This is a genomic window from Streptomyces pseudogriseolus, assembly GCA_002154585.1.
GTDB lineage: Bacteria > Actinomycetota > Actinomycetes > Streptomycetales > Streptomycetaceae > Streptomyces > Streptomyces pseudogriseolus.
In genome coordinates, this window is record MUNG01000343.1 from 1,361 (window position 1) to 10,491 (window position 9,131).

Annotated in this window: 8 protein-coding genes; 3 read left to right on the plus strand and 5 right to left on the minus strand. The window is 72.3% G+C overall.

What is annotated here, in order from left to right:
* Positions 1–381 precede the first annotated feature (381 nt).
* From CCN29_RS26670 to CCN29_RS26680, 3 genes are all read right to left on the minus strand, one after another.
* Positions 382–2,064 carry a tetratricopeptide repeat protein gene (locus CCN29_RS26670; protein ID WP_086685079.1) on the minus strand — a complete coding sequence of 561 codons (1,683 nt, stop codon included), beginning with the start codon at positions 2,062–2,064 and terminating at the stop codon, positions 382–384.
* Between the two features lie 133 nt (positions 2,065–2,197).
* Complete coding sequence (locus CCN29_RS26675) at positions 2,198–2,689, minus strand: hypothetical protein (RefSeq protein ID WP_006133011.1); 492 nt, start codon at positions 2,687–2,689, stop codon at positions 2,198–2,200.
* Positions 2,686–5,139, minus strand: a complete 2,454-nt coding sequence (locus CCN29_RS26680) for a molybdopterin oxidoreductase family protein (RefSeq protein WP_086685081.1) — start codon at positions 5,137–5,139, stop codon at positions 2,686–2,688. Before CCN29_RS26680 ends, CCN29_RS26675 begins: the two co-directional genes overlap by 4 nt.
* Positions 5,140–5,371: 232 nt before the next feature.
* Here CCN29_RS26680 and CCN29_RS26685 point away from each other — a divergent pair, with 232 nt between their 5' ends.
* Entirely contained in the window at positions 5,372–6,193 is an 822-nt protein-coding gene (locus CCN29_RS26685) for an SAM-dependent methyltransferase (protein ID WP_031020856.1), read from the plus strand.
* 117 nt (positions 6,194–6,310) lie between these two features.
* Here CCN29_RS26685 and CCN29_RS26690 read toward each other — a convergent pair whose 3' ends face one another.
* Both CCN29_RS26690 and CCN29_RS26695 read right to left on the minus strand, forming a co-directional pair.
* The gene (locus CCN29_RS26690; protein ID WP_086685084.1) at positions 6,311–7,231 is read right to left on the minus strand and encodes a helix-turn-helix domain-containing protein; all 921 of its coding nucleotides are present in this window, start codon (positions 7,229–7,231) and stop codon (positions 6,311–6,313) included.
* 174 nt (positions 7,232–7,405) lie between these two features.
* Positions 7,406–7,639 carry a DUF397 domain-containing protein gene (locus tag CCN29_RS26695; protein ID WP_006133007.1) on the minus strand — a complete coding sequence of 78 codons (234 nt, stop codon included), beginning with the start codon at positions 7,637–7,639 and terminating at the stop codon, positions 7,406–7,408.
* 150 nt (positions 7,640–7,789) lie between these two features.
* Here CCN29_RS26695 and CCN29_RS26700 point away from each other — a divergent pair, with 150 nt between their 5' ends.
* Both CCN29_RS26700 and CCN29_RS26705 read left to right on the plus strand, forming a co-directional pair.
* Positions 7,790–8,365 (plus strand): ATP-binding protein, encoded by a 576-nt coding sequence (locus CCN29_RS26700; RefSeq protein WP_031020854.1) that lies wholly within the window; start codon positions 7,790–7,792, stop codon positions 8,363–8,365.
* 29 nt (positions 8,366–8,394) lie between these two features.
* Entirely contained in the window at positions 8,395–8,940 is a 546-nt protein-coding gene (locus CCN29_RS26705) for a hypothetical protein (protein ID WP_031020851.1), read from the plus strand.
* Positions 8,941–9,131 lie beyond the last annotated feature (191 nt).

The window sequence follows — 9,131 nt, forward strand, 5'->3', positions numbered from 1 at the left end:
CGCGGTCGGAGTAGGCGAGGCCGACGATCTCTCCGCGCACGGTGACGCGCCGGCCGCCCGAGCCGAGCGGCGGGTGTACCACGATCGGAGGCTTCCTCATCCCTCAAGGATCCGTCCGCGCGTCCGCGTATGCATGCCGGGACCCGCTGTCACCCGACTGGCCCGACGGACGAGCCGGACGGACGCCCGCCGTGCTGGTATGGAAGCGGCCTCCATGCCTACCCGGAGGGAGCTGGGAATGCACGAGATGTGGTGCGGTGCAGACACTTCGGGGGAGCCGGTCTGGCACGTTCTCACCCCGGACAAGACCTCGACGCTGTGCGGGGTGGAGAAGGAGGAGGAATCGCCACGACGCGACACGACGGNNCCGCCGGCGCCGTGTCAGTGGCAGGCGTGCTCCCCCGTCTGCGGGCCCTGTGTGCCGAGACGGCAGAAGCAGGACGCGTGGATCGGTACGTCGGCCAGCGCCGCGGCCTGCCGCAGCCGCCGGGCGACGATCGCCGCCTCGCCGGTCCTGCCGGTGCGCAGCAGGCACTCGTGGAAGCCGTGCAGGGCCCAGACGTTGTCGGGGTGCTGGAGCGGCCGGGACAGGGTGTCGTCCAGCCCGAGGTCGGCGCGGTAGACGGCCTCCGCCTCGGCGACCCGCCCCTGTTCGAGGAGCAGCGCGCCGAGGGCGTGCCGGGTGGGCTGCATCCAGCCCCACGGCTCGTCGTAGGGCAGGGTGTCGTCCCGTTCGACGGCCAGCTCCAGCGCGGCGAAGGCGGTGGCGTGATCGCCCTTGCGGTAGGCGAGTTCGCCGTCGAGCATCGCCGAGGCGATGGCGAGGATGTCGTGGCAGGTGTTGTTGAAGAGCATCCGGCTGTCCGGCACCCGGTCCACGGCCGCGCGGAACCGCTCTTGCTCGGCGTCGGCCCGGTCCGTGTCGCCCTGGACGGCGAGGGCGACGCCGCGGGCGTAGTGCAGCATCGCGGTGGTGACGCAGTACAGCTCGGGGTCGTCCGGGAACGGCAGCGCGAGGATGTCGTCCCAGCGGCCGAAGCGGATCAGCACGTGGAAGCGCATCGCAAGGAAGGCCTCCAGCCAGTCCGCCATGGGCGGGCTCTCCACCCGGAGCAGCTTCTCCGGCACGGCCGCCTCCAGCCGGGCGGCGGCGTCCAGGGCCACCTGGGACTGTCCGGCGAACATGGCGCCGTAGATCCGGAAGTGGTGGTTGTGGCAGCGGTAGAGGGTGTAGAAGTTCATCGCGCCGGCCCGCTGGAGGTACTTCTCGTCGGCGGCGATGGCGGCGGTGTTGTCCGAGACGACGCGCCGGTAGTCGCCGCACAGCACCTCCAGATGCGAGGGCATGTGGAGCAGGTGCCCGGCGTCGGGCGCCAGGCCGCGCAGCCGGTCGGCGACGGTGAGGGCGGCCTCCGGGGTCGGGGACATCTCCATGAGGTGGATGTAGAGGTGCACCACGCCGGGGTGGGTGGCGCCCGCCTCGGTGGCGAGGGCGCCGTCGAGCACCTCCTTGGCCTCCACGGTGCGGGCGCCGTCGGCGGGGCGTCCCGTCCTCAGGTCCCACAGCTGCCAGGGCGTGAGGTTCATCAGGGCATCGGCGCACAGCGCGGCCACGTCGGGGTCGCCGGGGGCGCTCTCGTACACGGCGAGCATGCGGTCCGCGTACGGCTCGTTCCAGACCGAGCAGTCCTCCTCGGGCTGGGCGCGCGGGTAGCGGGCGCGCAGCGCCTCGACGAGGGCGCGCTCGACGGGGGTGGCGCGGGCCGCCGCCGCCTGGTGGGCGCGTTCGACGGCCGCGTGGGTGCGTTCGACGGTGCGGGTCAGGTCCTCGGAGTCGAAGGCCTCCCAGGGCTTGTTGTAGTTGGGGCCGAGGGCGTAGGCGATGCCCCAGTGGGCCATCGCGCAGCCGGGGTCGGCGTCGGCGGCCTTCTGGAAACAGGCCACCGCCTCCTCGTGGTTGAAGGCGTAGGTCCACATCAGGCCGCGGTCGAACCAGAGTTGGGCCTCGGGGGAGGTCGTCGACACGGGCCGTCGGTAGGAGCCGAGGTCGTAGTAGCCGTCCATGGTGCCCGCCTCCCGGGGATCCGGCGTGGCCGGCCGTCGCGCGTCGGCGGCCGGCGTCCCGTGGGGACGAAACCGACGATAGCGGGGCAGGAACGGTCGCGCAGGCGCGCCGCGAAAGCCGCCCCGGGGCAGGTCAGACGCTCACCAGGAGCTGCGGCGACAGCACCTTGATCATCGTGTTGGTCCAGCGCATCTGGCGCAGGGTCTGCGGATGGCAGTCGGTGACCAGGTCGAGCAGGGTCCGGTCGCGGGTGGCCTGCGCGGCCTGGGCGAGCATCTCCCAGTGGAGGGAGTTGCGGACGGCGGCCAGGTGCAGGTCGCGCAGGTCCTCCAGGAGGAGCAGCCCGGTCTCCGGGCGACGCCCGAGGGCTTGGGCGGCCTTCTCGCGCAGGGCGGTGAGCGCGCCGGGCGCGGTGTGGTCGCGGGGGCCGGACAGGTCGACCCCGTGGTCGGGTCCGAGGGCGGCCAGCCGGGCGGCGTGCTCGCGGGACCAGCGGGCGACGTCGGTGGCGATGTGGTGGACCTCGTGCTCGGTGCGGTGCCGCTCGGCGACGGCGAGCAGGTCCGCCTCCAGGTCGCGCTCGCCGTCGTGCAGGGCGCGCAGGGTGAGGCCGATGCCGCTCATGCCGTGCTCCCGAGGTCCGTGCCGTGCGTGTCCGTGCCGTGCGTGTCCGTGCGGTCCGCGCCCGGGCGGTTCGTGCCGGCGCCGTCCGTGTCCTGCCGCCGGGGCGTCCCGCGCCGGGCGGCCAGGGTGACGCGGGCCGCCGCCGTCTTGAACAGGGGCTGTTTGGACAGCGGGTCCCAGTCGGTGACGGTGGTCTCGTTGGCGGCGCGTCCGGGGCGGCCGTCGGGCGGCCGGTGACCCTCAGGGGTGTCCCAGTAGCCGTAGTGGAAGGGGACGAAGACCACGCCGTCGCGGATCGCCACGGTCCGCAGCCGGGCCTCGATCACCCCGCGCGGTGTGGTGACCCGCACGAGGTCGCCGTCGGCCAGGCCCTGCGCGGCGGCCTCCGCCGGGGAGATCTCCGCCCAGACGTCCGGTGCGGCGGCGTTCAGCTCGGGCGCGCGGCCGGTCTTGGTGCGGGTGTGGAAGTGGTACACGGTGCGGCCGGTGATCAGCTGGAGGGGGTACTCGGCCGAGGCGTCCTCGTGCGGCGGAAGGTACTCGGCGGCCTTGATCACGGCCTTGCCGTCCGGGTTGAGGGAGCGGTACTCGACGGGGGTGACGGTGGCGCCGGTGACCATGTCCTTGCCGTAGCTCTCGCACCGGTCGGGGTGGGCGTGGTCGAAGCCGTCGGTGTAGAGGCGGGCGGTGCCGTCGGGGGCGTCCTCGGTGCAGGGCCACTGGATGCCGCCGTCGCGCAGCTTGTCGTAGCTGAGGCCGGTGTAGTCGCAGGGGCGTCCCGCGCTGCACCGCTGCCAGGCGGCGAAGGCCTCCTGCGGGTCGCGCCAGCCGATCAGCGGGCCTCCGTCCTTGTCGCGGAAGTCCATGCGGGCCGCGAAGTCGAGGAAGATGTCGAGGTCGGCGCGGGCCTCGCCGGGCGGTTCGACGGCCTTCTCGGACAGGTGCACGGTGCGGTCGGCGTTGGTGAAGGTGCCGGTCTTCTCGCCCCAGGTGGCGGCGGGCAGCACGACGTCGGCGAGCTGCGCGGTCTCGTTGAGGAACAGGTCCTGCACCACGACGAACAGGCGTTCCTGCGCGAGGATCGAACGGATCCGGCCGAGTTCGGGCAGGGACACGGCCGGGTTGGTGCCGGAGATCCACAGCAGGCGCAGCGAGCCCTGCTCGGCGTAGCGGAACATCTGCATGGCGTGGGTCGGCGGGCCGTGATGCGGGATGCCGTCCGGTTCGACGTTCCAGATCTCGGCCAGTTCGGCCACGTGCCGGTCGTTCTGCCAGTTGCGGAAGCCGGGCAGGTCGCCGTCGGCGCCGCACTCGCGGGTGTTCTGGGCGGTGGGCTGGCCGTTCATCTGCATCAGCCCGCAGCCGGGGCGGCCCAGCATGCCGCGGATCAGGTGCAGGTTGTTGACCTGCACGGCGGCGGCGGACGCCTGGTGGGACTGGTAGACGCCCTGGAGCACGGTGGAGGTGAGCCGCCGCGCGTCGCCGAGCAGGTCGGCCGCGCGTTCGATCTCGGCGGCCGGCACGTCGCAGATCCGGGCGGCCCAGCGCGGGGTGCACCGCTCGACGCCGGCGGCGAGTTCGTCGTAGCCGACGGTGTGCGCGTCGACGTAGGCGCGGTCGATCCGGCCGGTGCGGATGATCTCGTGGAGCAGGGCGTTGAGCAGGGCGACGTTGGTGCCGGGGCGGGGTGCCAGATGGACGTCGGCGCGGCGGGCGACGGGGGTGTACCGGGGGTCGACGCACAGCAGCCGGGGCGGGTCGGAGCCCTCGAGCCGGTCCAGGACGCGCATCCACAGCACCGTCTGCGTCTCGGCCATGTTGTGCCCGAACAGGGCGATCGTGTCGGCGTGGTCGATGTCCTCGTACGAGCCGGGCTGGCCGTCGGAGCCGAAGCTCTCCTTGAGGGCCTCGGCGGCGGTGGCCGTGCACAGCCGGGTGTTGCCGTCGAGGTGGTTGGTGCGGACGCCGGCGTGGGCGAGGACGGAGAGGGTGTAGTACTCCTCCAGGAACAGCTGTCCGCTGGTGTAGAAGCCGACGGAGCCGGGGCCGCGTTCGTCGAGCAGGGTCCGGGTGCGGGCGGCGACGCGGTCCAGGGCGGTGTCCCAGTCGGTCTCGACCAGGCGGCCGTTCTCCCGCACCAGGGGGCGGGTGAGGCGGTCCGGGGCGTGGTTGGCCTGCCAGCCGTAGAGGTCCTTGGGGCCGAGCCGGCCGCGGTTGACCCGGTCGGCCGCGCGGCCCCGGACGCCGACGATGCGCCCGTCACGCACGGCGATGTCCATGGCGTCGCCGTTGGAGTGCAGGATCGACGCCGACGGCACCCATTGCTCGACGTCCTCCTCCGTCACCCCGTCCGCGAGGTGCAGGTCGGTGCGCGACGGCCAGGGGTCGCCGGGTGCGTATGGGCTGCGTACGCCCCAGGGGTCGGCGATCCGGTCCGGCGAGCTGTTCACGATGGTCCGGCCTCCACGGTGCGGGGATGTCGCGGAGCGGGTACCCGCCTCTTCTCCGGCCAGACCCTCACGCTCCACGCACACTCCGTCACCATAGGTGATGACCTGACACTCCTTCACCATTCCTTCGGGGACTTGTGCGCCGACGGGCTGGCAAGGGCCGTACGGCCCTCCCTAGGATGTATTTCCTGTCCAGCCAGTCCAGTTGGCGCGGCACTCCGCAGGGGGAACGATGCAATCCGGCAAGCAGCTGTCCACCGAGATCGACGCCACCGTGCCGACGGCCGCGCGTATGTACGACTACTACCTGGGCGGCAAGGACAACTACGCCGCGGACCGCTCCGCGGTCGAGGAGCTGGACAAGGTGGTGCCGAGCACCCGCCGGCTCGCCCTGAACAACCGCCGTTTCCTCCAGCGCGTGGTCCGCACGCTCACCCAGGAGTACGGGATCCGGCAGTACCTGGACCACGGTTCCGGCCTGCCCACCCAGGACAACGTGCACCAGGTGGCGCAGCGCATCGACCCCACCACCCACGTCGTGTACGTCGACAACGACCCGATGGTGCTGGTGCACGGCCGGGCCCTGCTGGAGCAGGACGAGCGCACGGTGGTCATCCAGGCGGACATGCGCGACACCGACGGGATATTCGGACACGCGGAGACCCAGCGGCTGATCAACTTCGACGAGCCGGTGTGCGTGCTGTTCAACTCGGTCTTCCACTGCATCCCGGACAGCGACACCGACGGCCCGCAGGCCGTCGCCGACCGGGTGCGGGAGCGGCTCGCGCCGGGCAGCATCATGGTGATGTGCCAGCTGGTCAGCGAGGACGAGCAGGTCCGCGAGTCCGTCACCGCCTTCATGGACCAGGTGACCCAGGGGCACTGGGGCCGGGTCCGCCAGGAGAAGGACGTGGAGGCGCTGTTCGAGGGGCTGGAGATCCTGGAGCCGGGTCTGGTGGAGGTCTCCACCTGGCGTCCGGACACCGAGGTGGCGCCCCGTCAGCTCACGCAGGAGTGGATCGAGTTCGGCGGAGTGGGCCGCATACCCGCGTAACCCCCGACACCGAGACGCCCCTCCCCGTACCTCGTGGGACCGGGAGGGGCGTCGGAGCGTCCGGCGCACCACTGCAGGTGGCTGACCCGCGGGCGGCGCGCGTGTCAGAAGGGCGTGTCAGGAGAGCGCGTAGCGTTCCTCGATCGTGCGGCGCAGCATCTCGACGGACTCGCGGGGCGTGAGCGCCTCGTCGGCGAGACGGTCGAGCACGATCCGGTACTCCTCGGTCTCGTCGAGATCCTCGAGGAAGTTGGCGCTTCTGATGTGCTCCAGGTAGACCACGTCGGGCAGGTCGAGGCCGCCGAAGCGCAGATACGTCACCGGGATGGCGGGCGCCGAGGCGTTGGTGACGTTCAGCGGGACGATCTGGAGGGTGACGTTCGGCCGGGCGGCCATCTCGGCGAGGTGGTCGAGCTGCTCGCGCATCACGGTGCGGTCGCCGAGTACGCGCAGCAGGACGGACTCGTCGATGACGGCCCACAGCTGCGGGGCGTCCTCACGGAACAGCAGCTGGGCCCGGCGCATGCGCAGCTCGACCCGGCGCTGCACCTCGCTCGCCGGGGCGTTGGGCAGCCCCCGCTCGACGACCGCGCGGGTGTAGTCGGCGGTCTGGAGCAGTCCGGGGACGTACTGGATCTCGAACGTACGGATGGTGGCCGCGGCCTCCTGGAGTCCGACCAGGCGGTCGAACCACTCGGGCATCAGCCGCTTGTCGTACCGCTGCCACCAGCCCGGTTCGCCGGCCCGCTGGAGCAGCTTGAGGAGGACGGAGGCCTCGTAGTCGTCGGTGCCGTAGAGCTCGAGCAGCGCGCGTACGTCGGTGTCGGTGGGCGGGCGGCGGCCCTTGCCGGATTCGATGCGGGACAGCTTGGCCCCGCTGAAACCGACGGAGCGGGCCGCCTGGTCCTGGGACAGTCCGGCGTCCTCACGGAAACCGGCCAGCTGCACGCCCACCAGCATCTTGAGCAGGGTCGGCGCGGGCTCGGGCCTGTCCAGATAGGGTTCCAGACGGGAGATGCGATGCGACGCGGCGGACATCCTGACTCCCAGCAGACCGGCACAAGGGCGATTCACACTATCGCATCTGATGCTGCCTCACCGCATACGGATGCGAAATGCCGCGCGAAGTGGGGCAGTTGGACTCCGTTTCGCCGGCGCCGGTCCGCGAGGGTCCGACGCCGGCCGCGCGGGATCACCGGGCGCGGGGGCCCGTCATCGGACGAGGTGGTCGAACTCGCCGTCCTTCGCCCCCGCCAGGAAGGCGGCCAGCTCGGCGGCGGTGTACACGAGGGCCGGGCCGTCGGGGTCACGGGAGTTGCGCATCGCGACGTCGCCGCCGGACAGCGGCGCGACCTCGACACAGTTGCCCTCGGCGTTGCTGTGCCGGCTCTTGATCCAGCGGGCGTCCAACTGGCTGGCCCGCACTCCGTTCCGCACTCCAGGCACCGCTGTCTCCTCGCTGCTGATCTCGTCCCGCCCCGCACGGCCGTCACCGCACCTGGCGAAAATTCTCGCGCAATTTTCCGTGCAATTGCACGCGAGCGCTGACAGCGTGGATAATAGCCGTGGCGTCAACCCCCGTGGGAGCGCCCCGTCCTGACGTCGCATCGAGGAGATGCCGTGTCATCACCTGTGCACTTGACGCTCCGGCCGCCGGCCACGGCCGTCTTACCGGGAGACGGTCGCGGTGCCGGGTCGTTCGGCCCGCTGCCCGCGATGCCGCACGAGGACGGGACCCCACTGCCGACGGTGCCCGCCGCCGCCCCCTACGCGACGGTGAGCATCGCCTGCAGCAGGGAGGGCCTCGCGCGAGCGCGGTCCTTCACCCGCGACACCCTCGGGGACTGGTCGCTGCGCCGGTGCAGCGACGACGCCACGCTGGTGATGACCGAGCTGGCAGCCAACGCCGTGACACACGCGGCGTCGCGCTGCCCGGGTGAGCCGGACGTACGGCTGGGGTTCCGTCTGGAGCCGGCGCACCTGCTGCTCACCGTCACCGATCCCGACGACCGCCCGCCCGTGCGCCGGCCTCCCGGCGGCGACGCCGAGCTGGAGGAGCACGGCCGGGGGCTGCGCATCGTCGACGCCCTGTCCGAGGCGTGGGGCTGGTTCCCCGCCGTCCCGGCAGGCAAGACGGTGTGGGCCCGGTTGTCCACCCGTCCGCCCACCTGACACGACTGCCGCGGAAAGGCACCCACGCCATGCGCAGCGCTTCTACGGAACAGCCGAGCAGCGAGCGCCCAGTGCGCCACCCGTCCCCCACCAAAGTGGCACGGTCCACGCCCCTCACGGCCCTGTCCCAGGTGCCGTGGGCCGACATGCAGGACTCCACCGGATCGGCGGCCGCCATTCCCCTGCTGCTCAACGGCATCGCCTGGGGCGACGCCGGCACCGCCCGGGCCGCCCTCGAGGATCTGCGGAAACGGATCTGCCAGTACGGCTTCGTCACGGAACAGGCGACCGCGGCGACGGTGCCGTTCCTCTGGGAGCTGGCCCAGCTGCCGCACGTCACCGTCCGGGCGGGGATCATCCAGCTCCTCAAGGCCATCGCCGACGCCCGGCAGTGGGAGAGCACGGCCGCGGCGTACCCCAAGCTGCTGAACCGCCGGGAGAACCCGGTGGTGTGGGAGCGGGCCGCGCGCCAGGCGGTGCGCGCCCGGCGCGGTGAGCTGAACCGGCTGCTGGCCGAGCCGGACACGGAGATCGCGCGGGCCAGCACGGAACTGGCCCGGGCGCTGGCCGACTGAACACGGCCCCGCACACTCCGGGCCGCCCCCTGCACGCACACGGGGCGGGCCCGGCGAGGACGCGCGACTGCTCGGGGGACGAGTCGCGCGTCGGGGGGAGGGTCGCGCGCGGTCAAGGGGGAAAGACCGCGCGCGACCCGCGCCCGCAGACGCGCCCCGAAGGCGCGGGGAACTGCGCGACCAACCCCCAC

Bases quoted from the DNA above. Each gene is read 5' to 3' on its own strand.
- CCN29_RS26675 (WP_006133011.1), bottom strand. From the start codon at position 2,689: ATGAGCGGCATCGGCCTCACCCTGCGCGCCCTGCACGACGGCGAGCGC.
- CCN29_RS26705 (WP_031020851.1), top strand. From the start codon at position 8,395: ATGCGCAGCGCTTCTACGGAACAGCCGAGCAGCGAGCGCCCAGTGCGC.
- CCN29_RS26690 (WP_086685084.1), bottom strand. From the start codon at position 7,231: ATGTCCGCCGCGTCGCATCGCATCTCCCGTCTGGAACCCTATCTGGAC.
- CCN29_RS26670 (WP_086685079.1), bottom strand. From the start codon at position 2,064: ATGGACGGCTACTACGACCTCGGCTCCTACCGACGGCCCGTGTCGACG.
- CCN29_RS26685 (WP_031020856.1), top strand. From the start codon at position 5,372: ATGCAATCCGGCAAGCAGCTGTCCACCGAGATCGACGCCACCGTGCCG.